Below are 24,020 nucleotides of genomic sequence, written 5' to 3' on the forward strand. Positions count from 1 at the left end.
CGGAACAGCGGAGGCGCGTGCGGTTCATGCTCCGTTCACCGCCGCCTGTTCGTCGCGCGCATATTGCGCGGGTGGCCGGCCAACATGCCGCGCGAACGCGACGCTGAACGTGCTCGCCGAGCTGTAGCCGACGCGCGCCGCGATTTCCGCGATGCGGCCTTCGTTGCGGCGAAGCAGATCCTTCGCGAGCGCCATGCGCCACGTCAGCAGGTATTCCATCGGCGCGACGCCGACCGCGCGGCTGAAGCGTTCGAAGAACGTCGAGCGCGACAGCGCGGCTTCCTTCGCGAGTTCGACGATCGTCCACGGGTGCGCGGGGCGTTCGTGCATCCGGCGCAGCGCGGCCGCGAGGCGGCTGTCGGCGAGCCCGCGCACGAGCCCGGGCGACGCGTGCGTGCCGGTCGTGAACCGCAGCGCCTCGATCAGCAGCACTTCGAGCAGACGCGCCAGCACGATCTCGCGGGCAGGCCGCTGTGCGCGAGATTCGTCGCGCACCAGTTGCACGAGCGTGGTCAGCCGCGGTTCGCCGCGCACGTGCACGAAGCGGGGCAGCAGCGACACCAGCAGCGATGCATCGGGCGAACCGAAACTGCAGTTGCCGGCCATCATCCGCGTGTCGACCGGGTTGGCCGGATCGCCGATCCGGTATTCGCCGTGGTCGAGCATGACGGGCGGCGCGGTGTCGACGCCCGGCGGCGGCGGTTCGAGGCTCGACATCGCGACGCCGTAGGCCGCCGGAATCAGCATGAAGTCGCCGGCCAGCAGTTCGATCGGCGCATGCCCGTCGATCGCGATCCGGCAGCCGCCGTCGAGGACCGCGCAATAGAACGGCTCGCCGGCGACCGTGCGGTTGATCGCCCACGGGCTCGCGCCGCGCACGTACTTCGAGTACCGCGCGCCCGGTTGCAGCAGCGTCACGACTTCGGTCAGCGGGTCGATCATCGCCGGACTCTCGCAAAAGAAAAGCGGATTGTCGATTGTAGCGAATACGGCTCCCGCCATCTATCGTACGGACACGTGCTCAACACCCCCCAGGAGTTCACATGAAGACCGTACTCATTACCGGCTGTTCTTCCGGCTTCGGCCTCGAAATCGCGCGGCATTTTCTGGCGCGCGACTGGCAGGTCGTCGCGACGATGCGCAAGCCGGCCGACGACGTGCTGCCGCCGTCGGAGCGCTTGCGCGTGCTGCCGCTCGACGTGACGAACGCGGACAGCATTCGCGCCGCGATCGACGCCGCCGGCCCGATCGACGTGCTCGTCAACAACGCGGGCTTCGGCGCGGCCGCACCGGCCGAGCTCACGCCGCTCGATACGGTGCGCGCGCTGTTCGACACCAACACGATCGGCACGATCGCAGTGACGCAGGCCGTGTTGCCGCAGTTTCGCGCGCGCGGCGCCGGCGTGGTCGTGAACGTCACGTCGAGCGTCACGCTGAAGGCGCTGCCGCTGGTCGGCGCGTATCGGGCAAGCAAGGCGGCGGTGAATGCGTTCACCGAATCGATGGCGGTCGAACTCGCGCCGTTCGGCGTGCGCGCGCATCTGGTGCTGCCGGGCCGCGCGCCCGACACGCGTTTCGCCGACAACGCACGGTCCCACATGCACGGCTTCGAGCACGAAGCGTATGCGGACTTCGTCGGCAAGGCCGTGGCGCGGATGCTCGATGCGTCGGGGCCGATCACGCATGCGCAGGACGTCGCCGAAGCCGTGTGGCGCGCGGCGACCGATCCGTCGAGCCCGATGCGTATTCCGGCCGGCGCGGATGCGCAGGCGTGGGCGGCGGAAGCGGGTTGAACGATCGGGCGTCCGTCGCGCCGGCTGGTTGAACCGGTGCGACGGACCGGGCGAGGCGGCGACGGGCGCTAAAGCGCGCGGGTAATCGCCTGCTCCAGCAGCGACAGGCCGAGATCGATCTCGTCGTCGCTGACGGTCAGCGGCGGCGCGATGCGGAACACGCCGCCCATGCCGGGCAACTGCACGATGTTCATGCTGAGCCCGAGCTTCATGCACTCGCGCGTGATCTTCGCGCCGAGCCCGTCCGCCGGCTCCTTGGTGCGGCGATCCTTGACGATCTCGACGCCCAGCAGCAGCCCGCGCCCACGCACGTCGCCGATGCAGTCGAAGCGCTCCATCAGGTCGAGCAGGCCGCGCCGCAGCCGCTCGCCCATCGTGTTCGCGCGCGCGACGAGGCCGTCGCGCTGCACGACGTCGAGCACGCGCAGGCCGACGGCGGCCGGCAGCGGATCGGACACGTGCGTCGTGTAGAACAGGTAGCCGAGCGCGTGCGCGCGTTCCTCGATCGCCGCGGACGTGACCATCGCCGCGAGCGGCAGCCCGGCGCCGAGCGTCTTCGACAGCGTCAGGATGTCGGGCGTCACGCCGTCGCGCTGGCACGCGAACATCGTGCCGGTGCGGCCGACGCCCGTCTGCGCCTCGTCGAGGATCAGCAGCATCCCGCGTTCCTCGCACTTGCGCTTGAGCGCGGCCATGTAGCCTTCCGGCAGCTCGATGATCCCGCCCGAGCTGAGAATCGGCTCCGCGATGAACGCGGCGAGGTTGCCGCTCGACTGCCGGTCGATCAGGTCGAACGCGTAGTCGAGTTCGGCGAGCGGGTCGTACGCACCGTTGCGCTCGAAGCGCGGCCGGTACGCGAACGGCGCCGGAATCGCGAACGAGCCGACCGACGCGGGGCCCACGCCCTTGCGGCCCGCGCTGTAGGTGGCCGATGCGGCGGCGCCCGTCATCCCGTGCCACGACTGCGCGAAGCCGACGATCTCGTACTTGCCGGTGACGAGCTTCGCCATCCGGATCGCCGCCTCGTTCGATTCGGCGCCGGTGCTGAGCAGCAGCGCGCGGTCGAGCCCGGCGGGTGTGATGTCGGCGAGGCGCGTCGCGAGATCGACGACCGGCCGCGACAGCATCCCGCTGAACAGGTGGTCGAGCTTGCCCGCGTATTCGCCGATGACGGACACGATTTCCGGATGGCTGTGGCCGAGCACCGCGCTCATCTGGCCCGACGTGAAATCGAGGATCGCGCGACCGTCGGCGTCGTAGACGAAGCTGCCTTTCGCGCGCTCGACGATCATCGGCTCGAACGTGCCGCCGTAGCGGACCAGGTGCTGCGTGGCGTTGCGCCAGAAGGTTGCGTCGTCGTTCAGGGACATCGGGCGGCTCCGGGCAAAGGGCAGGGATCGCTTGCAGTCTAGGCGCGCGTCTGGTTTGATGGAAACGAATAGTTCTAATGCAAGCTAGAAGAGGGGCTAATACCTTGGCGCTTTCGCTCGAAATCGACCTGCTGCGCTCGTTCGTCGTGATCGCCGAGGTGCGCGCGCTGAGCCGCGCGGCCGCGCGCGTCGGCCGCACGCAATCCGCGCTCAGCCAGCAGATGAAGCGGCTCGAGGAAGCGGTCGACCAGCCGCTGTTCCAGCGCACCGGCCGCGGCGTGGTGCTCACGCATCCGGGCGAGCGGCTGCTCGTGCATGCGCAGCGCATCCTGCGGCTGCACGACGAGGCGATGGCCGACCTGTGCGGCACGGGGCTGTCGGGGACGATCCGGTTCGGGTGCCCTGACGATTACGCGCAAGTGTGGCTGCCGTCGCTGCTGCGGCAGTTTTCGAGCCAGCATCCGCAGGCGATCGTCGAAGTCGTGTGTGGGCCGACGCCGCGGCTGATCGAACACCTGGAGAAGCGTGCGGTCGATCTGGCGATGATTTCCGTGCCGGACGACGGCGCGACCGACGACATCATTCGCCGCGAGCAACTGGTGTGGATCGGCTATCCGGGGCTCGAGCCCGCGCATTTCGATCCGCTGCCGCTCGCGCTGTCCGATCGCGATACGCTCGATCACCTCGCGGCCTGCGACGCGTTGAACCGCGCCGGCCGTGACTACCGTGTCGCGTATGCGAGCAGCAGCCTCGCCGGGCTGATCGCGCTGGTGCGCTCGGGGCAGGCGTTCGCGGTGATGACGCAGACGGCCGTGCCGGCCGACCTCGCGATCGTCAACGGCGACCCGCACTTGCCGCCGTTGCCGGCCGTGGGCATTACGCTGCGGTTCGACCGGAAGCGGCCGTCGCACCTGACGGCCGCTTTCGCCGACCATATCCGGCAAACGCTGCCGTTGCTTTGACGGCCGGCGCGAATCAGTCGACCGTCGACGAGGCCGACGCGTGCGTGCGGCCACGCACGGCCGCCGCCGTATCGCGCACGCGGATCGCCGCCCGCATGCCCGACAGCTTCAGTTCAGTTTCCTGATATTCGTTGGCCGGCTCGGAATCGGCGACGATGCCGCAGCCCGCGAACAACCGGCACGCGCCGCCCGCGACGAGTGCCGAGCGCAGCGCGACGATGAAATCGCCGTTGCCGTGCGCGTCGATCCAGCCGATCGGCGCCGCATACCAGCCGCGATCGAAGCCTTCGTGCGCACGGATGTGGTCGAGCGCCGCCGCGCGCGGATGGCCGGCGACCGCGGGCGTCGGGTGCAGCGCGGCGACGACCTGCAACAGCGTCGCATCCGCGTTCAGCGTCGCACGGATGGGCGTGCTCAGGTGCTGCAGCTTCGGCAACTGGTGCAGCGACGGCCGATCGGGCACGTCGAGCGTGCGCGACAGCGGCGCGAGCGCGGCCCGGATGGCGTCGACGACGAGCGCGTGTTCGAGCCGTTCCTTCGCGCAAGCCATCAGCGCCGCGCCGAGCGCACGATCGTCGTCGGGCGTCGCGCCGCGCCGGATCGTGCCGGCCAGCGCATGCGTGCGCACGTCGCCGGCCGCGACACGCGCGAGCCGTTCCGGCGTGGCGCCGACGAAGCACGCCCCTTCGCGACGGACCGCGAACAGGTGCGCATGCGGGTCGCGCCGCCGCAGACGGCGCAGCAGCGGCGCGATCGCGACCGGCCGCGCGTACTGCTCGAGCACGTCGCGCGCGAGCACGACCTTGCCGAATGCGCCGTCGTGGATGGCGTCCACCGCGCGACGGACTTCGTGCTGCCATTCGCTCGCCTGCAGCGCCTGCGTGTGCAGCAGTTGCGGCGCCTCGTCTTCCGCGGCCGGCGCAAGGGCGCCGAGCGAGTCGATCCGTGCAAGACGCGCATGCGCGAGCGCGGCCGGATCGTCGTGGGCGGAGACGACCTGCTGGCAGACGGCCCAGTGCGCATCGCCTTCGCGCACGATTAGCAGCTTCGCTAGCGTCATGCTCGCGTCGGCAAACGGCGACCAGTGCGCGCTGCGCGGGCCCCGCGAATCGAACCGGAAGCCGCCGACGAGCCGCGGCGGCTGCGGGCCGGCCGTGACCGCGTCGCGCACGAGCGTGCGCCAGCGTGCGTCGATCTGCGCGAAGCGCGTGTCGCCGGCGGCGCTCAGGTCGAGCGCGCAGTCCCAGCCGAACAGCGTGACGGACGCATCGCCGGCTTCGTGGAAGCACCACGGCGTGACGCCGTCGTCCCACGCGGCGATCAGGTCGAAGAAGTCGAGCGCGCGCAGCGGCACCGAGACCGACGCCAGCGTCGGCGTGCCGGTGGCGGCGGCGCGGCGGGCCGCCCGCGCGAACGTGTCGTGCAGCAGCGGAAGGCCGGCGGTCATGCGAGCCCCCGCTGTTGTCGCCAGTATCGGGTTTGCTGCGCGATGTACCACGCGATGAGCTGGGCGAACAGCTTCTCGACGTAGTCGGCGTCGAGGCCGGCCTGTTCGGCCCAGCGGCGCCGGTCGGGCAGCATCGCGGCCACCCGCTCCGGCGCGGCGATGCTCGCCTCGTCCGGCTTGAAGCGCGACGCGGCTTTTACGTACTGCATGCGCCGGCCGAGCGCGTCGATGATGTCGGCGTCCAGGCGATCGATCGCTTCGCGAATGTCGGGCAGCCCCGTGCAGGCGTCCGGTGTTTTCATGTGTACTCCTTTCCGTAACGAAGGGACTGGTCGATCCGTTCGACCAGATGGGCGATCACCGCCGGGTATTGGTGCCGCAGGTAGAAGTGGTCGCCGTCGAACGTCGCGACGCGGATCGGGCGCGTCGCGACGTCCTGCCACGCATGCGCCTCGTCGCTGTCGAGCTCGGTATCGGCGAGCGGCAGCATCACGCCGAGCGGCGCATCGATGCGCGGCGGACGCTCGCGCCGATACGTTTCGATCGCGCGGTAGTCGTCGCGGATCATCGGCAGGTAGATCGCGCGCATTTCCGGGTCGGCGAGCAGCGCGGCGTGCTCGCCGGACAGCCGGGCGACGTCGCCGATGAGCGCGTCGTCGGATTGCAGGTGCAGATCCGACGGGCGCTGGCGATGCGGCGGCGGCAGCGCGGAAACAGCCACGTAAAGCGGCGCGGCGCCGCGCGCCTCGAGCCGCACCGCGACCTCGTACGCGAGCGCGGCGCCGAGGCTGTGCCCGAACAGCACGAGCGGCGCGTGTGCATGGCGTTGCAGCGCGTCGGCGGCGGGGCCGGCGAGCGCGTCGATCGAGTGCAGGCACGGCTCGCCGAAGCGTTCCTCGCGGCCCGGATACTGCAGCGCGAGCAGATCGACGTCCCACGGCAGCGCCCGGCTCCAGCCGCGAAAGAAATTCGCGGTGCCGCCCGCGTGCGGAAAGCAGACGAGCTGCGCGCGCGGGCACGGCGACAGCCGCAACTCGCGAATCCAGTTCGACTCGGTCGGGCGCGCGCTCATGCGGCCGCCGCCTGCAACTGGCGGCGCAACAGGTCGCGCAGCGATTTCTTGCTGGTCTTGCCGATGCCGGTTTCCGGAAAGCGCGGCATGAATTCGATGCGATCGGGGATCTTGAAGGCCGCGAGCCCACAGTCGCGCAGGTAGCGTTTCAGCATCAGTCTGGACGGAGCAGGCGCGCGTGCGACGACGAACGCGCAGGTCCGCTCGCCGAGCATCGGGTCGGGCATCGCGACGACCGCCGCGTCGTGCACCTGCGGATGCGCGAGCAGCAGGTTCTCCACTTCCTCGGCCGAGACCTTCTCGCCGCCGCGGTTGATCTGATCCTTGTCGCGGCCTTCGACGACGAGGTCGCCGTCCGCGGTGCGCCGCACGCGGTCGCCGCTGCGGTAGAAGCCGTCGGCCGTGAACGCCGTCGCGTCGTGCTCCGCGAGCCGATAGTAGCCGCGGATCGTGTACGGGCCGCGTACCTGCAGTTCGCCGATTTCGCCGGGCGCGACCGGTGCGCCGGCTTCGTCGACGATGCGCACTTCGTCGCCTTCGGAGACGGGGCGGCCCTGGGTGCGCGCGATGCGCTCGGGCGTATCGTCGAGCCGCGTGCAGCAGATGAGCCCTTCGGCCATGCCCAACACCTGCTGCAATCGACAGCCGAGCACGGGCGTCACGCGTGCGGCCGCGTGGTCCATCAGCCGGGCGCCGCCGACCTGCAGCACGCGCAGGCTCGACAGGTCGGCCTGCCGTTGCGGCTGCTCGTCGAGCCACAGCAGCGCGAGCGGCGGCACGAGCGCGGTATGCGTGACGCGTTCCTGCGCGATCAGCGCGAAGCTCTGGTCGGGCTCGGGCCGGGAGGTCGTCACGACCCGGCCGCCCGCGAGCAGCGCGCCGATCGTGCCGGGGCAGCACAGCGTGAAGTTGTGCGCCATCGGCAGCGCGGCGAGGTAGACGGTGTCGGCATCGACACCGCTCGCGGCGCTGCACGCGCGCACGTTGTACAGGTACTCGCGATGGCGGCGCGGAATCAGCTTCGGCGTGCCGGTCGTGCCGCCCGACAACTGGAAGCACGCGATGTCGTCGGCGCGCGCCGCGCAGGCGTGCACGGGTGGCGCGTCGTACAGCGCGTCGAACGACGTGAATGCGTGATCGTCGCCGGCCATCACGACGTGCTCGAGCGTCGGGCAGTCGGCCTGCAAGGCGGCCGCCAGCGGCTGGCAGTCGAAATCGCCGAGTCGCGACGCGCCGAGGTAAGCACGCGCACTGGCGAAGCGGCAGAACGCGCCGATCTCGTAGTGACGGTGGGCCGGCAGCGCGAGCACCGGCCGCACGCCGAGCTGGAACAGCGCGAAGCAGGTCTCGATGAAGCGCGCGCCGTTCGGCAACTGGACGACGACCGCGTCGCCGCGCGTGAGGCCGAGCCGTGCGAGGCCGCCCGCGAGGCGGCGGATGCGCGCCAGCAGATCGCGATAGCGCAGGCGGCGCGCGCCGTCGACGATGGCGAGCGCGTCGGGATGGCGCCGCGCGCACGCGTCGAGCGCGTCGAAGAACGTCGTGTCCTGCCAGTAGCCGGCGTCGCGATAGCGGCGCGCGAAGTCGTCGGGCCAGTCGGGCGCGTCGGCCGGCACGGCCGCCGCCAGGGAGGAAGGGGAGGGTTGCATGCGCTGACCTTGGGTTCCGGCAAGTTGTCAGAAAATGTAAATGAGAGGTATTATCATTTGGAACGGGTGCTGCGATAGCGCCGTTTCTTTCGATATCGCGGCAATTTCGTTCGATCAGGCGCCGGTCGCGCGGCGCCCGGCCAATCCGGCCGGACAATCGGCCGGCTGCCGGTGCGTGCCGGTCCGCGCGTGCCGCCTAACCAACGGACCTCCGATGAGATCGACCTCCTTCGCTTCGTCACGACGTCACCCGCCGGTGCTCGTGCCCGGCAATCACCCGGGCGTGGTGCACATCGACGCGGGCATGAAACTCATGAGCGGCACGCTGTGCTCGGATAGCCGCGACTGGTACGAGGAGCCGCTCGAAAAAGGGCTGAAGCTCGTCCTCGTGCAGAGCGGGCAGTTGCGCTGCCGCGTGCCGGGCCAGCCCGAGCAATGCATCAAGGGGCCGGGCCTGTGCGTGATCGCCAACGACGGCGAATTCACGACGCACCAGATCTACGACCGCGACGTGCCGCTGCGCTACACGATCGTGCAGCTCGGCCTCGATGCGCTCGACCGCAACCTGAGCCTGCTGCCGGAGAAGCTGCTCGCGCCGACGGGCGGCGATCCGCGCATCGTCAGTTGCCCGGCGTCGAAGGCGCTGCAGGCGCTCGCCGTGCAGATCGCCACCTGTCCGTTCGAGGGGGCCGTGCGCGAGTACTACCTGAAGGCGAAGGCGTTCGAGCTGACCGCGCTGAGCGCGCAGTTGCTGGCCACGCAGCGGCAGTCCGCACCGGCCGACGTGCGCGTCACGTCGTCGGATGTCGAGCGCGTGTACGCGGCGAGCGACATCCTGACGCGCGAGCTCCAGCATCCGCCGACGCTCGACGCGCTCGCGGCGCGCGTCGGGATGAATTCGCGCAAGCTGACGGCCGGTTTCCGCAAGGTGTTCGGCACGAGCGTGTACGCGTATCTGCAGGAATACCGGCTGCGGACCGCGCACGCGATGCTGTGTGCGGAGGATGCGAACGTATCGACCGTCGCGTACCGCGTCGGCTACAGCCCCGCGCATTTCTCGATCGCGTTCCGCAAGCGCTACGGCATTTCGCCGAGCGATATTCGCGTGTCGTCGAACGCGATCGACCACGAGGAACTGGCGGGCGCGGCGATCTAAAACAACTGACCGGCAGCCTAAAGGAATCGACCGGGCGCATGGGTGTTAATGAGATAGATTCTCATTCACAGGTGGCCGCCGCCGCGCGGAGCCGCCGCCGAACGACCCATACAAGGCGTGCCCATGAGCCAGACCGTTGTCGATTCCACGACCGACCATTCCGATCCTTCCTGTTGTTCTCCTACTGATTTTCGCGCGCGGCTCGTCGAGCTGATCGCCGAGCTGCTCGACGAATCCGTCGATGAAATCGCGTCGCTCGACGACGACGAGGACCTGCTGAGCTGCGGCCTCGATTCGATCCGGCTGATGTATCTGCAGACGCGCTTGAACCGGCTCGGCCATGCGCTGACGTTCGATGCGCTCGCGCGCACGCCGACGCTCGGCGCGTGGGCCGCGTTGCTCACGAGTGCGCCGCCTGTCGCTCGGGCCGCTCGGGCCGCTCGAGCCGCTCGGGCGGAGGCCGTCGTCGCTGCCGAAGCGGTCGACGTGCACGCGCCGTTCGAGTTGTCCGCGGTGCAGCAGGCGTACTGGCTCGGCCGCGGCGACGGCGAAGTGCTCGGCAACGTGAGCTGTCACGCGTTTCTCGAATTCCGCAGCCGCGCGATCGATCCCGTTCGTCTCGACATCGCATGCCGGCGCGTGCGCGAGCGTCATCCGATGCTGCGCGCGCGTTTCGACGGCGGCCGCCAGCAGATCCTCGCCGAGTCGAATGCGCCGGTGTTCGCGCATGCGGACTGGCGCGACCGGACGGCGGCCGATGCGCAGGCCGAATGGGTGTCGCTGCGTGCGTTCCGGTCGCACGAATGCCTCGACGTCGAGCACGCGCAAGTGTTCATGATGGGACTCGTGCAGATGCCCGGCGGCGAGGATCGCGTGTGGCTCAGTGTCGATCTGCTCGCGGCCGACGTCGACAGCGTGCGGCTGCTGATGCAGGAGATCGGCGTCGCGTATGCCGAGCCGTCGGCGCTGCCCGCCGCGCCGTCGACGTGGTTCCCGGCCTGGCTCGCGCGTCGCGCGGCCGAAACGCGCGATGCACGCGCCGCGGCGCGCGACGCGTGGCAGGCGCGGCTCGCGACGTTGCCGGAAGGGCCCGCGCTGCCGCTCGCCCGTGCGCCGGAAACGATCCGCGCGCCGCGTTTCAGCCGCGTCGCGCATACGCTGAGCAGGGACGAGCTCGCGCGCCTGCAGGCGCGCGCCGCGCAGCACGGCGTCACGCTGTCGTCGGTGTTCGGCGCGGCGTTCGCGGCCGTGCTCGCGCGCTGGAGCGGCCGGCAGGCATTCCTGCTGAACGTGCCGCTGTTCGACCGGCACGGCGATGCGCCCGACCTGGGCCGCGTGATCGCCGATTTCACGACGCTGTTGCTCGTCGAATGCGACGTGCGCGCCGATGCGAGCGCGGCCGATACGGTGCGCGCGTTCCAGCAGCGGCTGCACGGAGCGATCGCGCATGCCGCGTATCCGGCGCTCGACGTGCTGCGCGATGCGCGTCGGCAGGGCATGCCGCGCGCGGCGCCCGTGGTGTTCTCGTGCAACCTCGGCGACGAATCGTTCGTGCCCGACGCGTTCGCGCAGGTATTCGGCGATCTGCACGACATGATTTCGCAGACGCCGCAGGTATGGCTCGACCATCAGCTCTATCGCGTGCGGGGCGGCGCGCTGCTCGCGTGGGACAGCGTCGACGGCCTGTTCCCGGACGGGATGATCGACGCGATGTTCGGCGCGTATGTCGCGTTCGTGCAGGCGCTGTGCGATCGCGACTGGCGGTGGCCGATCGCGGTCGAGCTGCCGTCCGCGCAGCGGCGCGTGCGCGATACGCTCAACGCGTTGCCGGCCTGCGGCCGCGCGCGCACGCTGCATCACGATTTCTTCGCGCTGGCCGCGCGCGAGCCGGCCGCCGTGGCCCTGCGTTGCGGCGACCGCGCGGTGACGCGCGGCGAACTGGCCGCGCAGGCGCTCGCGGTCGCGGGCGGGTTGCGGGCGGCCGGAATCGGGCACGGCGATGCCGTCGAGATCAGCCTGCCGCGCGGGCCCGCGCAGGTCGCGGCCGTGTTCGGCGTGCTGGCGGCCGGCGCGTGCTACGTGCCGCTCGACGTCGCGCAGCCGGTCGCGCGCAAGGCGCTGATCGAGCGCGCGGCAGGCGTGAAAATGGCGATCGGCGACATCGCATGCGCGGACGGGCCGCTGCCGCATGTCGGCATCGCCGCGTTGCTGCGGCATGCGCCGCTGGCCGCGCCGCTCGCGGTCGCGCCGCAGGCGACGGCCTACGTGATCTACACGTCCGGTTCGACCGGCGTGCCGAAGGGCGTCGAGATGACGCACGCGGCGGCGATCAACACGATCGATGCGATCGACGCGCTGCTCGGCGTGAGCGCGGACGACCGGCTGCTCGCGGTATCGGCGCTCGATTTCGATCTGTCGGTGTACGATCTGTTCGGCGCGCTCGGGGTGGGCGCCGAACTCGTGCTGCCGACGCAGGACGAAGCGCGCGATGCGGCGCGCTGGATCGAGCTGATCGCGCAGCACCGCGTGACGCTGTGGAACTCGGCGCCCGCGCTGCTGGAAATGGCGCTGGCCGTGCCGGCGGCGAGCGACGCGTGCCGCAGCGTGCGCGCGGCGCTGCTGTCCGGCGACTGGATCGCGCTCGACCTGCCGGCGCGGCTGCGCGAGCGCTGCGGCGATGCCTGTGCGTTCCACGCGCTCGGCGGCGCGACCGAGGCCGGCATCTGGTCCAACGTGCAGACGGTGCACGACGTGCCGCCGCACTGGCGTTCGATTCCGTACGGCCGGCCATTGCCGGGGCAGGCGTATCGCGTCGTCGATGGCGACGGGCGCGATGCGCCCGATTACGTGCCGGGCGAATTGCTGATCGGCGGCGACAGTCTCGCGCGCGGCTACCGGAACGATCCCGAGCTGACCGCGCAGCGTTTCGTGCAACACGCGTCGGGCCGCTGGTATCGCACCGGCGATCGCGGCCGCTACTGGCCGGACGGGACGCTCGAATTTCTCGGGCGCGAGGATCGGCAGGTGAAGGTGCGCGGGCACCGGATCGAACTCGGCGAGATCGAGGCGGCGTTGGCCGTGCATCCGCTGATCGACGGCGCGTGCGCGAGCGTCGTCCACGGCGAGGCCGCGCGCATCGTCGCGGCGTTCGTGCCGGCCGATCGCGCGGCAGCGGACACGGCGCCGTCATCGCTCGTCGAGGCCGGCATGGCCGACACGATGCCGGCGGAAGCGGCCGTCGCGCGTGCCGTCGCCGGCCGGCTGCTCGATGAGGGCGCGGGCCTGCCGTCGTCGCTGCGTGCGCACTGGCACGCAAACGGCGACGCATCGATGGCCATCGACGCGGCGCTCGATCGGCTCGACTGGCAGGCAACCGATCTCGACGAGCTGACGGCCGCGCTGCGCGCGCTCGCCGCCGATCCGGATACCGCCGCGCAGCGCGTGCCGCTGGACCCGTGCGTGGCGCCGCTCGCGTTCGCGACGCGTTTGCCGGACGGCGCCCGCGCGTTGCGCGCGTTCGCCGCCGCGCTGGACGCGCAGGCCGCGGCACACGCCGGGGCATTGCGCGTCGCGGTGCTCGATGCGCGCGCGGGCCAGGCGCTCGATGCGGGGCTCGGCGTGCTCGACGATCCGCGTTTCGACGTGACGCTGTTCGACGTGTCGCCCGGCCTGCTGCACGACGCCCGGGCGCGCTTCACGCGAACGCTGCCCGCGTTGCAGACGATGCAGGACGGCTTGCTGCCCGCCCGTCATCTCGGCGCATTCGATTGCGTGATCAGTTTCGCGGCGGCGCACCTGCGCGACGATCCGCGCGACACGTTCCGGATCGCGGCCGCGCTGCTCGCGCGGGACGGCCGCCTGCTGCTCGCCGACGTGCTGCGCGATTCGCCGCTGCGCGAACTCGTCGCGGGCGTCGTGGGCGATGCGTCGCCGCCGCGGCCGTTCGCCCACGACGCGCTCGCGGCGGCCGCGCACGCATGCGGCTTTGCGGTCGATGCGCGGAGCTGGCGCTCGGCGGCGTTCGCGTGCATCGATGCGCGCCGGACCGGCGAGCCGACCGCGCAGGCGGCGCTGGCCGACTGGCTGCGCGACCGGTTGCCCGACGCGATGCGCCCCGATGCGCTGTGGTGGGCGTCGCGCTGGCCGCTGAACGCGAACGGCAAGATCGATCGCCGGGCGGTGGGGGACGCGCTCGCGCGCGCGCTCGGCGACGCGCCGGCCGCGCACGACGCGTTCGTGCCGGCCGACGAACGGCACGCGACATTGCTCGCCTGCTGGGAGCAGGCGCTCGGCCGCGCGGCGAACGCGCGTGACGCGACGTTCTTCTCGCTCGGCGGCGACAGCCTGCTCGCGACACGGCTGCTCGCGCAACTGCGCGAGCGGCTCGGCGTGCGGATCGGGATGGCCGCGTTCTACCGGCAGCCGACGCTCGCCGGTCTCGCGGCGCAGCTCGACGCACTGACGCCTGCGGCGCCTGCCGATGGCGACGCATCGTTCGCGACGATCGAGGAGGGCGTGCTGTGAGCTTCGACGACGTGCTCGATCTCTGCCGCGAACGGCAGATCGAACTGTGGTGCGACGACGGCGGCCAGTTGCGCTATCGCGCGCCGGCCGGCGCGCTCGACGCGGATCTCGCCGCGCGCATCAAGGCCGAACGCGATGCGTTCGTCCGTTTCCTTCAGGGCGGCGCGTGGCGCAGCGATCCGGCGCGCCAGTACGAACGGTTCGCGCTGACGCCGGTACAGGCCGCGTACGTGCTCGGCCGGCACGAATCGTTCGACTTCGGCGGCAGCGCCTGCCATCTGTACGTCGAATACGACGAACCGAAGGATCTCGACTGCGTGCGTTTCGAAGCCGCGTGGAATGCGTGCGTCGCCCACCATCCGATGCTGCGCGCGATCGTCGAGGACAACGCATGGCAGCGCGTGCTGCCCGACGTGCCGTGGCAGCCGCTCACCGTGCACGACCTGCGCGACGCCGACGCGAACGCATTCGACGCCCACCTGAACCGCGTGCGCGAGCGCCTCGACCATGCGGTGCACGCGCTCGACCGCTGGCCGGTGCTGCAGCCGGAAGTGAGCGTCGGGCCGGACGGCGCGGTGCTGCACCTGTCCGTGGATTTCACGCTGATCGACTACGCGAGCCTGCAATTGCTGCTCGCCGAATGGCGGCGTCGTTACGACGATCCGCAATGGCAACCGGCGCCGCTCGACGCGACGTTCCGCGACTATGTGATGCATGAAGCGCAGGCCGCGACGCGTGCCGACCATGCACGCGACAAGGCGTGGTGGCTTGCCCGGCTCGACGATCTGCCCGCACGTCCCGATCTGCCGATCGTGCCCGCGCTGCGCGCCGACGGGCGGCCGCGCTTCACGCATCGGCATGCGCGGCTCGATCGCGCGCAATGGGCCGCGCTGAGCGGCCATGCGAGCCGTTTCGGGCTGAGCGCGGCGAGCGTCGCGCTGGCCGCGTTCGCCGAGGTCGTCGGCCGCTGGAGCCAGGCGCCGGCGTTCTGCCTGAACCTGACGGTGCTGAACCGTCCGCCCGTGCATCCGCGCATCGATGCGGTGCTCGGCGATTTCACCGCATTGAGCCTGCTCGCCGTCGATGCGACGCACGGGCGCGATTTCGTCGAGCGTGCCCGCGCGATCGGCGCGCGGATGTTCGACGATCTCGACCATCGCGCGTTCACCGGCGTCGACGTGATGCGCGAACTCGCGCGGCGGCGCGGCAAGGATGCGGCGCTGATGCCGGTGGTGTTCACGAGCGGAATCGGCAGCGTCGGGCGCCTGCTCGGCGAGCACGCGGCGCGCGCCGAACCGCCGCGCTACATGATCAGCCAGACGCCGCAGGTGTGGCTCGACTGCCAGGTGACCGACCAGTTCGGCGGGCTGGAAATCGGCTGGGACGTGCGTGACGACCTGTTTCCGCACGGCATGCCGTCCGCGATGTTCGATGCGTATGTCGCGCTGCTGGGCCGGCTGGCCGACGATGCCGAATGGTGGTCGCGCGCGGGCGACATCGTATTGCCGTCCGCCGCGCCCGTCGCCGACGTGCATCCGGACGCCGATACGCATCTCGCGGCCGGGTTCGCCGCGCAGGCGCTGCGCACGCCGGATGCGCCGGTCGTGATCGATGCGCGGGGCGCACGCACGTACCGCGAGGTCGCGCAACATGCGGCGGCGCTGCGCGGCGCGCTCGAACGGGCCGGCGTCGGCGTGGGCGATACCGTCGCGGTGCTGATGCCGAAGTGCGCGCACCAGCTCGCGGCCGTGCTCGCGATCGTCCAGGCGGGCGCCGCGTACGTCCCGGTCGACAGCCGCCAGCCGGCGCTGCGGCAGCAGGCGATCCTGCGCAATGCGCGGGTGCGCGCGGTCGTCAGCGTGCAGGCGCTCGCGTTCGAACACGATGGTTGCGTGCGCATCGATATCGATGCGTTGCCGATCGATCCGCAATGGCCGCCGCGCGCCGTGCGCGACGTCGCCCCCGATGCGTTGGCCTACGTGATCTACACGTCGGGCTCCACCGGCGAGCCGAAGGGCGTGATGCTGAGCCACGCGGCGGTGTGCAACACGCTCGCCGACATCAACGCGCGGCATGCGGTCGGCGCGGGCGACGTGGTGCTGGGCCTGGCCGAACTGAGCTTCGACTTGTCCGTGTACGACTTTTTCGGCGCGACCGCGCGCGGGGCGTGCGTCGTGCTGCCCGACCCGGCGCGCGGCAACGATCCGTCGCACTGGGCCGAGTTGATGGCGCGCCACCGCGTGACGCTGTGGAACTCGGTGCCCGCCCAGGGACAGATGCTGATCGACTACCTCGAAGGCGAGCCGGCGCTCGACGTGCCGGGCCCGCGCCGCGTGCTGTGGTCGGGCGACTGGATTCCGGTGACGCTGCCGGCCCGCTGGTGGCGCCGCTGGCCCGACAGCGCGCTGTTCAGCCTCGGCGGCGCGACCGAGGCGTCGATCTGGTCGATCGAGCATCCGATCCGTCCGGAGGATACGCAGCTCGCGAGCATTCCGTACGGCCGCGCGCTGACCGGGCAGACGATGGAAGTGCTCGACGCACTTGGCCGGCTGTGCCCGCCCGGCGTGCGCGGGGAGATCCACATTGGCGGCGTCGGGCTCGCGACGGGCTATGCGAACGATCCCGTGCGCACGGCCGAACGGTTCATCCGTCATCCGGACGGGCGCCGGCTTTACCGCACCGGCGACCTCGGGCGCGTGCGGGCCGACGGCGCGCTCGAATTCCTCGGCCGGCAGGACGATCAGGTGAAGATCCGCGGCTACCGGATCGAGCTGGCCGAGATCGACGCGGCGCTGACCGCGCATCCGCTCGTCGGCGCGGCCGCGACGATCGTGCTCGGCGACGGCGCGGAGCGCCGGCTCGCGAGCTTCGTGTCGCTGCACGGCGCGGAAGCGCCACCGTCGGCGCAGGACGACGCGCTGCACGAGATCGCGACGCATGTGCGTGCGGCATTCGACACGGCGCGCTGGCCCGCGCAAGCGGACGTGTCGCGCTCGGTCGCGCAACTCGAAACGGCGTGCGTGGCGTCGCTCGCCGCGTGGATCGTGCCGGCCGGCGGCCTGACGGCCGACGGCTCGACCGGCTTCGCGACGCTGTGCGAGCGGCTGCGTGTGCCGGCGGCGCGACGGCATCTGCTGCGGCACTGGCTCGCGATGCTGGTCGCGCACGGCGTGCTGGACGCGGACGGCGAAGACGGCTGGCGCATGCGGCCCGATGCCGGCGTCGTCGACGCGCTCGCATGCTGGGATGCATTCGCGCAGCACGCATCGCCCGATCTGTGGCCGGCCGTTCTCGTCGATTATTTCCGCACCAGCGCGGGATGCCTCGATGCGCAGATCGACGGCAGCGTATCGCCGGCCGGCCTGATGTTCCCGGAAGGCGCCGCGCATATCGCCGAAGCGATGTACAGCGACGGCGAGCACGCCCGCGCGCTGCATCGCGGGATGGCGCAGGCCGTGCGGGCGGTCGTCGCGCGCGAGCCTCGGCGCGCGTGGCGCATCCTCGAAATCGGCGCGGGCACGGCCGCCGCGACGCGGGCGATCGTCGATGCGCTCGCGCCGCTCGTCGAAGCCGGCACGCGCATCGATTACCTGTTCAGCGACGTGTCGAGCTACTTCCTCGCGGCCGCGCGCGAGCGTTTCGCCGCGTATCCGTGGATGCGCTTCGTGCGCTTCGACATGAACGCGCGATGCGATGCGCAGGGCATCGCGCCGCATTCGGTCGACCTGACGATCAGCTCCGGCGCGCTGAACAATGCGCGCGACACGGTCGCGCTGATCGCCGGCTTGCGCGCGCTGTCGGCGCCTGACGCGTGGTGGGTGATCCAGGAGCTGACGGCCGAGCATCCGGAAATCAGCATCAGCCAGGCGCTGATGATGGAGACGCCGGACGACGCGCGGGCCGCATCGGCGCGGTTGTTCGTGCCGCACGCGCAGTGGCTCGAATGGCTGCAGGCCGAAGCGGGCGATCGCGCGCTCGGTTGCGTCGCGCCCGGCACGCCGCTCGCCGCGCTCGGCTACGACATCCTGCTGGCGCATGTGAAGCGCGGCGCGGCGCGCCTCGCGCCGGATACGCTGCTGGCGTTCGTGGCCGAGCGCGTGCCGGGCTACATGGTGCCGTCGCAACTGCGCGTGCTCGAACGTTTGCCGGTGACCGCGAACGGCAAGATCGACCGCCGCACGCTGGCCGGCATCGCCGACATCCGAGAACCGGCGCCGGCCGTGGCCCGACCGGCGCCCACACAGGCGGCCGATCCGCTGTTGGCGCGGCTGATCGGCCTGTGGGAAACCGTGCTCGATACGTGCAACGTCTCGCCGGATCAGGACTTCTTCGCCGCGGGCGGCGATTCGCTGCTGATCGCGCAGCTCGTGTCGCGGCTGCGCGGCGAGGAACCGCTCGCGCATGCGCATCCGTTCGACCGGCTGCTGCGCTGGGTGCTCGTGCAGCCGACGCCGGCCGCGTTCGCGCAATGCCTGCGCGATGCGAGCGCGCAGCCGGCGAGCGCGATGCCGCCGGCCGCGCCTGCAACCCCGCGCACGCCGCCTGCATCGGTGGTCGTCCATGCGCCGGCGCCGCGCGTGCGCGCGGCGGTGCGCCCGATTCCGCTCGCGCCCGGCGACGGCGTGCCGCGCGTGATCGTGCACGAAGGGCTCGGCACCGTGCATGCGTATCGTCCGGTGCTTCCCGCGCTCGCGCGGCTCGGCCCGGTGCTCGGCTTCGCGGTGCGCGACGCGCAGGACTACCTCGACCTGCCGGTGCGCCACCTGAACGCGACGCTGGGCCGGCGCTACGCGGAGGCGCTGTGGCGCAGCGGCGTGCGCGAGGTCGACGTGCTCGGCTATTGCTCGGGCGGGCTGGTCGCGCTCGAAATGGCGAAGTCGCTGGTGCAGCTCGGCGTCGCGGTGCGCACGCTCGACATCGTGTCGAGCTACCGGATTCCGTATCTGGTCGAGGACGAACGGCTCGTGCTGTTCAACTTCGCGGCGACGCTCGGGCTGCCGCTCGATGCGCTCGGCTTCCCGGAAACGTACGTGCTGGCCGACGCGCTCGCCGACGCGTTGAAGGCCGACCCCGCGCGGCTCGCGCCCGGCAGCCTGCAGGCGCAGCTCGAGATCTTCGGCGATTGCTGCGAGCCGGTCGATGCGCTGCGTCGCCGCGTGCTGCGCGCGGCGGCCGGCCTGTCGATGCAGGACGAACTCGCGCATCCGCTGCTCGACGAGCGCGAACGGCTTTACCGGCTCTTCATGCATTCGGTGCAGGCGTGCCACTGGGCCGGCGACGCGCCGTATGCGGGCGCGCTGCGGCTGTTCGTGCCGGAGCGCTGCAACCCGCTGATCCCGCAGCAGCGCGCGGCGCTCACCGATTACTGGACGGCGCAGGCGCTCGGCGGCATCACCGCCGTCGATATTCCCGGCGGTCATTTCGACTGCCTGAACGCCGCGTTCGTCGACACGCACCTGAAGGAGGCACGATGAAGGTCCATCCGCTGCCGGTCGTCGTGGCCGGCTCCCGTTTCGGCCAGTTCTATGCGGCGGGCCTCGCGGCGTCCGGTTCGTATCGCGTCGCCGGCATTCTCGGGCGGGGCAGCGCGCGCACCGCGGCGTTGGCCGCGCGCGTCGGCGCGCCGGTGTTCGACCGCGTCGAAGCGTTGCCCGACGACGTGCGCGTCGCCTGCGTCGCCGTCGGCGGCGCGGCGCGCGGCGAGCAAGGCGCCGCGCTCGCGTGCCGGCTGCTCGAACGCGGGATCGACGTCGTGATCGAGCATCCGCTGCTGCCCGACGAATGGGACGGCGTGCTGCGCACCGCGTCGCGCCAGGGCCGCCGCTGCCTGCTCAACAGCTTCTATCCGAACCTGCCGGTCGTCGCGCGCTTCATCGCGGTCGCGCGACGGCTGCGCGAGACGAGCGCGCCCGTGCATGCGGATGTGGCGTGCTCGGTGCAGGCGAGCTACGCGGCGCTCGACGTGCTCGCGGCCGCGTTGCAGGGTGTCGGGCCGTGGTCGGTCGAACCGATCGGGCCGGCGCTGTCGTCGATGCGCGAATGCGCGATGGTGCTCGCCGAAACGCCGGTGTCGCTGCGCGTGCACAACGAAATGGCAGCGGCCGACGACGGCCGGATGAGCCTGTTGTTCAGCATCACGCTGACGACCGACGCCGGCACCTGGACGCTCGCGTCGCCGCACGGCCCGCTGTGGTGGGCGCCCGCGCTGCGCGAGCCGGCGACCGACGAGGACGGCCTCTTTCCGATCTTCGGCGAGCTGGCCGGCGACACCATGCCCAGCATCCAGATCTGCGACGACGCGCAGGATACGTGGGGCGAGATTCACGCGCGAAGCTGGCCGCAGGCCGCCGTGCGTGCGGTCGATCGGCTCGTGTCCGGCGACGGGCTGCATGCGTGCAACCAGCGCGGCATCGACGTGGCGCGCGTCTGGCAGCAGTTGACCGCGCAACTCGGTTTTCCGGAGCAGCCGCCGGGCGATGCGCGCGCCGCGACGCTCGGCATGCTGCTGGAGCGGGCCGCATGAACGGGCCGCTGCTTTCGATGTTGCGGCCGTTCGCGGCGCCGCTCGTCGCCGCGGTGGCGTTGCAGGCGCTGGCCGGCATCGCGTCGCTCGTGCCGTGGCTCGCGCTCGCGCAGCTCGCCGACGCATGGCGCGTCGCACCGCAGCTCGATGTGGCCGCGCGCGGCTGGCTCGTCGCCGCCGTGGCGGCCGGCGCGTGCTGGCTGGGCGGCCAGACGGTCGCGCTGCACCTGACGCACCGCGTCGACGCCGATCTCGGCGACCGCCTGCGCAAGCGCCTCGCCGATCATCTGCAACGTTTGCCGCTGGGCTGGTTCGCGCGCGCGGGCAGCGACCGCGTCGCGCGCCACGTCGATCAGGACGTGCGCGCGCTGCATCAGCTCGTCGCGCATGCGCCGGCCGATCTCACGCAGCTCGTCGTCGTGCCGTGCGCGGCGCTCGCGTGCCTGCTTTACCTGAATCCCGTGCTGCTCGCGTTCGCGCTCGCGCCGCTCGCCGCCGGTGCGGCGCTGTTCCGCTGGATGCGCTCGGCGCGATTCGCGCCGGCCTTCGCGGCGCGCAACGCGGCGCTCGAACGATTGATGGGCGACTACGCGCAGCTCGCGCAGAATCCGGCGCTCGTGCGGCAGTATCCGGGCGCCGGCATCGAGGCGGCCGCGCTGGCGTCGGCCGGGCATTTCTCGCACGCGTTCTCGGCGTGGGTCGGCCGCATCGGCGGGCTCGGCGCCTGCACGCAGGTGCTGCTCGGCACGCCGTTCCTGCTTGCGTGGGTCGTGTTCGGCGCGACGTGGCTGACGGCCGGGCAGTTGCCGGTCGGCACGCTGTGCGCGTTCGCGCTGCTGGTCTGGGCCATCGCGGCGCCGGTGCGCGCGCTCGGTCATGGCGCCGATGCGTTGCGCGAGGCGCGCGCGGCCGCCGCGCGGCTCGACGCGTTGCTCGCGCAGCCGGGCCTGCAGGAACCCGCCGACAGCGCGGCGCAGGTGCCGCGCGATGCGTCGATCGAACTGCGCGGCGTGCAGGTCGACATCGACGGCGAGCCGATCCTGCGCGACATCGATGCGACGATCGCGGCCGGCACGACCACGGCGATCGTCGGGCCGTCGGGCGCGGGCAAGAGCACGCTGCTGATGCTGCTCGCGCGCTTCATGGATCCGGATCGCGGCACGGTGCGGCTCGGCGGCGCCGATCTGCGGCGGCTCACATCGCAGACGCGTCGCGAACAGGTTGCGATGGTGTTCCAGCAAGCGACGGCGCTCGACGATGTGTCGATTGCCGCGAACATCGCGCTGTACCGGCCCGATGCCGATCGCGACGCGATTCGCGCCGCCGCGCGCGCGGCCTGTCTCGACGCGCGCATCGACGCATTGCCGGGCGGCTACGACTGCGTGTGCGGGCGCGACGTGCGCCTGTCCGGCGGCGAACTGCAGCGGCTGTCGATCGCGCGTGCGCTGCTGTCGCGCGCGCCGTTGCTGCTGCTCGACGAACCGGCGTCGGCGCTCGATCCGCAAACCGGGCGCGCGTTGCGCAACGCGCTGCGCGCCGACACGCGCACGCGCGTGATCGTCAGCCACGATCTCGATGCGATCCGGCACGCGGACCAGATTCTCGTGATGGAACGCGGCCGCATCGTCGAACGCGGTACGCATGCGGCGCTGCTCGCCGCGCACGGGCTGTATGCGCGGCTCTGGCGCGAACGCGGCGCCGCAGGCGGGGAGGCCGCACGATGATGCAGTCGCTCGAACGTTTGCAGTGCCTGCCGCGCGACACGCGCCGCGCGCTGTGGCGCGGCGTGGGCTGGGCGCTGGCCGCCGCGTTGCTCGACGGCGCGTGCGGGCTGCTGCTCGTGCCGCTGATCCGCGCGTGGTTTGCCGGCGCGCAGGCGGCCGCGCTGCACTGGACGGCCGTGCTCGGCGCGCTGACGCTGTGCCATGCGCTCGTGCTGTACGTCGCGCAGCTTCGCGGCTATCGCGCGGGCGGCGCGCTGGCCGTCGGCCTCGTCGAACGCCTCGTGCAGCACCTGCCGCGCGTCGCGTCGTGGCAGACCGTGCGCGACAGTCATCCGGCCGGGTTATTGCGTGGGCCGGTGATGCAGGCGATGGCGATTCCCGCGCATCTGCTCGGGCCGTTGATCGGCGCGGTCGTCACGCCGCTCGCGGTGGTCGCGGGGCTCGCGTGGATCGACTGGCGCATCGCGCTGTGCCTCGGGGCGGCGGCCGGGCTGCTGTTCGCGCTGCTGGAGCGTGGCGGCGCCCGCACGCTCGCGTTCGAACAGGCGCGCGCCGCCGGCGATCGCGACATGGCCGTGCAGCTTCAGATCTTCGCCGCGCATCAGGGATTGCTGCGCTTCGCGGGCCGGGACGGCGACGCGCGCGCGGCGCTGCAGCGCGCGCTCGACGAACGGCATCGCCGCACGCGCGCGCTGATGCGGCGCTCGCTGCCGATCGAACTCGGCTTCGCGGGCGCGGTGCAGGGCGTGTTCGTCGCGATGCTGGTCGGCGGCGCGTGGGCCGTCGCGGCCGGCCGGCTCGACGCGGCGACGGCCGTGGCGGTGCTCGTGCTGCTCGTGCGCTTCATCGAGCCGCTCGCGCAGCTCACGCAGCTCGACCAGGCATTGCGCGGCGGCTGGCGCGCGCTCGACACCGTGCTCGCGGTGCTGCATGCACCGCGTTTCGACAGCCCCGAGCGCGGCACGCCGGTACACGATGCGAGCGTCGATGCGGTGCGTGTCGGCTATCGGTCGGTCGGCGGCGCGACGCTGCTCGACGGGATCGACCTGCATTGTCCGGCGGGCGGCTTCGTTGCGATTGTCGGCCCCACGGGCGCGGGCAAGAGCACGCTGCTCGGCCTGCTCGCGCGGCTCGACGATCCGTGCGCCGGGCGCGTGCTGCTCGGCCGTTCGGACGTGCGGCACCTGAGCGAGGCGACGCTCGCCGCGACGCGCAACCTCGTATTCCAGGACAACGGGCTGTTTCGCGGCAGCCTCGCGTGGAACGTGCGGATGGGGCGGCCGGATGCGACCGATGCTCAGCTGCGCGCCGCGCTGGACGCGGTCGGCCTGCTGCGCGACGCCGAGCGCCTGCCGGACGGCCTCGACACCGACGTGGGGCCGGGCGGCCAGTTGCTGTCGGGCGGGCAGCGCCAGCGGGCGTGCCTCGCGCGGGCGCTGCTCGCGCGGGCGCCGGTGCTGATGTTCGACGAGCCGACCGCGAGCCTCGACGAACTGAGCGCGCGGCGCGTGCGCGACAGTCTCGTCGCGCTGCGCGGGCAGCGCACGCGCATCGTCGTCACGCACCAGCCGGCGCTCGCGGCGGCCGCCGACACGATCGTCGTGCTCGACGCGGGCCGCATCCGGGCGACCGGCACGCATGCGCAACTGATCGAGACCGATGCGTGGTACGCGACGTTCGCCCGCGCCGGCCAGCCGCCCGACGGGGCGCCGCCCGCCGGCCGGGGCGAGGAAACCCGTCCGGCCGAATCCGAACAGTGACGTGAACAATGCGGGCCGCCGTGCCCGGAATCGATAGGAA

General features: G+C 71.8%; 14 protein-coding genes. 8 read left to right on the top strand and 6 right to left on the bottom strand.

The window, feature by feature from the left end:
• Positions 1–24: 24 nt before the first annotated feature.
• Positions 25–1,002 carry an AraC family transcriptional regulator gene (locus tag C5F75_RS18680; RefSeq protein WP_059584452.1) on the bottom strand — a complete coding sequence of 326 codons (978 nt, stop codon included), beginning with the start codon at positions 1,000–1,002 and terminating at the stop codon, positions 25–27.
• A gap of 41 nt (positions 1,003–1,043) precedes the next feature.
• Here C5F75_RS18680 and C5F75_RS18685 point away from each other — a divergent pair, with 41 nt between their 5' ends.
• Positions 1,044–1,793, top strand: coding sequence for an SDR family oxidoreductase (locus tag C5F75_RS18685; protein WP_104012573.1), 750 nt, complete (start codon positions 1,044–1,046; stop codon positions 1,791–1,793).
• A 68-nt stretch (positions 1,794–1,861) separates the two neighbouring features.
• Here C5F75_RS18685 and C5F75_RS18690 read toward each other — a convergent pair whose 3' ends face one another.
• Positions 1,862–3,163 (bottom strand): aspartate aminotransferase family protein, encoded by a 1,302-nt coding sequence (locus C5F75_RS18690; RefSeq protein ID WP_104012574.1) that lies wholly within the window; start codon positions 3,161–3,163, stop codon positions 1,862–1,864.
• 77 nt (positions 3,164–3,240) lie between these two features.
• Between C5F75_RS18690 and C5F75_RS18695 the strand changes: the two genes are divergently transcribed.
• A complete protein-coding gene (locus tag C5F75_RS18695; protein WP_059584463.1) occupies positions 3,241–4,125 on the top strand; it encodes a LysR family transcriptional regulator in 885 nt (294 codons plus the stop codon).
• A 13-nt stretch (positions 4,126–4,138) separates the two neighbouring features.
• Here the strand turns inward: C5F75_RS18695 and C5F75_RS18700 are convergent, their stop codons facing one another.
• Genes C5F75_RS18700 through C5F75_RS18715 form a run of 4 tightly spaced genes read right to left on the bottom strand, consistent with a single transcriptional unit; the run spans position 4,139 to position 8,293 of the window.
• Complete coding sequence (locus C5F75_RS18700) at positions 4,139–5,572, bottom strand: isochorismate synthase (RefSeq protein ID WP_104012575.1); 1,434 nt, start codon at positions 5,570–5,572, stop codon at positions 4,139–4,141.
• Complete coding sequence (locus tag C5F75_RS18705; RefSeq protein ID WP_059584467.1) at positions 5,569–5,874, bottom strand: isochorismate lyase; 306 nt, start codon at positions 5,872–5,874, stop codon at positions 5,569–5,571. The genes C5F75_RS18700 and C5F75_RS18705 overlap by 4 nt, the downstream gene beginning before the upstream one ends.
• A complete protein-coding gene (locus C5F75_RS18710; protein WP_059584469.1) occupies positions 5,871–6,644 on the bottom strand; it encodes a thioesterase II family protein in 774 nt (257 codons plus the stop codon). Before C5F75_RS18710 ends, C5F75_RS18705 begins: the two co-directional genes overlap by 4 nt.
• Positions 6,641–8,293, bottom strand: coding sequence for a (2,3-dihydroxybenzoyl)adenylate synthase (locus tag C5F75_RS18715; protein WP_059584472.1), 1,653 nt, complete (start codon positions 8,291–8,293; stop codon positions 6,641–6,643). The genes C5F75_RS18710 and C5F75_RS18715 overlap by 4 nt, the downstream gene beginning before the upstream one ends.
• 214 nt (positions 8,294–8,507) lie before the next feature.
• On the opposite strand from C5F75_RS18715, the gene C5F75_RS18720 reads away from it, so the two are divergent.
• The 6 genes from C5F75_RS18720 (at position 8,508) to C5F75_RS18745 (ending at position 23,980) form a co-directional block, all read left to right on the top strand.
• Positions 8,508–9,449 carry a helix-turn-helix transcriptional regulator gene (locus C5F75_RS18720; protein ID WP_059584474.1) on the top strand — a complete coding sequence of 314 codons (942 nt, stop codon included), beginning with the start codon at positions 8,508–8,510 and terminating at the stop codon, positions 9,447–9,449.
• A 123-nt stretch (positions 9,450–9,572) separates the two neighbouring features.
• Complete coding sequence (locus tag C5F75_RS18725) at positions 9,573–13,973, top strand: non-ribosomal peptide synthetase (protein WP_059584476.1); 4,401 nt, start codon at positions 9,573–9,575, stop codon at positions 13,971–13,973.
• Positions 13,970–19,447, top strand: coding sequence for a non-ribosomal peptide synthetase (locus C5F75_RS18730; protein ID WP_059584477.1), 5,478 nt, complete (start codon positions 13,970–13,972; stop codon positions 19,445–19,447). Before C5F75_RS18725 ends, C5F75_RS18730 begins: the two co-directional genes overlap by 4 nt.
• Entirely contained in the window at positions 19,444–20,496 is a 1,053-nt protein-coding gene (locus C5F75_RS18735; protein WP_059584479.1) for a Gfo/Idh/MocA family oxidoreductase, read from the top strand. The genes C5F75_RS18730 and C5F75_RS18735 overlap by 4 nt, the downstream gene beginning before the upstream one ends.
• Positions 20,493–22,220 carry an ATP-binding cassette domain-containing protein gene (locus C5F75_RS18740; protein WP_059584480.1) on the top strand — a complete coding sequence of 576 codons (1,728 nt, stop codon included), beginning with the start codon at positions 20,493–20,495 and terminating at the stop codon, positions 22,218–22,220. Before C5F75_RS18735 ends, C5F75_RS18740 begins: the two co-directional genes overlap by 4 nt.
• Positions 22,217–23,980, top strand: coding sequence for an ABC transporter ATP-binding protein (locus C5F75_RS18745; RefSeq protein WP_059584483.1), 1,764 nt, complete (start codon positions 22,217–22,219; stop codon positions 23,978–23,980). The genes C5F75_RS18740 and C5F75_RS18745 overlap by 4 nt, the downstream gene beginning before the upstream one ends.
• Positions 23,981–24,020: the final 40 nt, after the last annotated feature.

Origin of the sequence: Burkholderia anthinoferrum (genome assembly GCF_002925705.1) — a bacterium.
Taxonomy (GTDB): domain Bacteria; phylum Pseudomonadota; class Gammaproteobacteria; order Burkholderiales; family Burkholderiaceae; genus Burkholderia; species Burkholderia semiarida.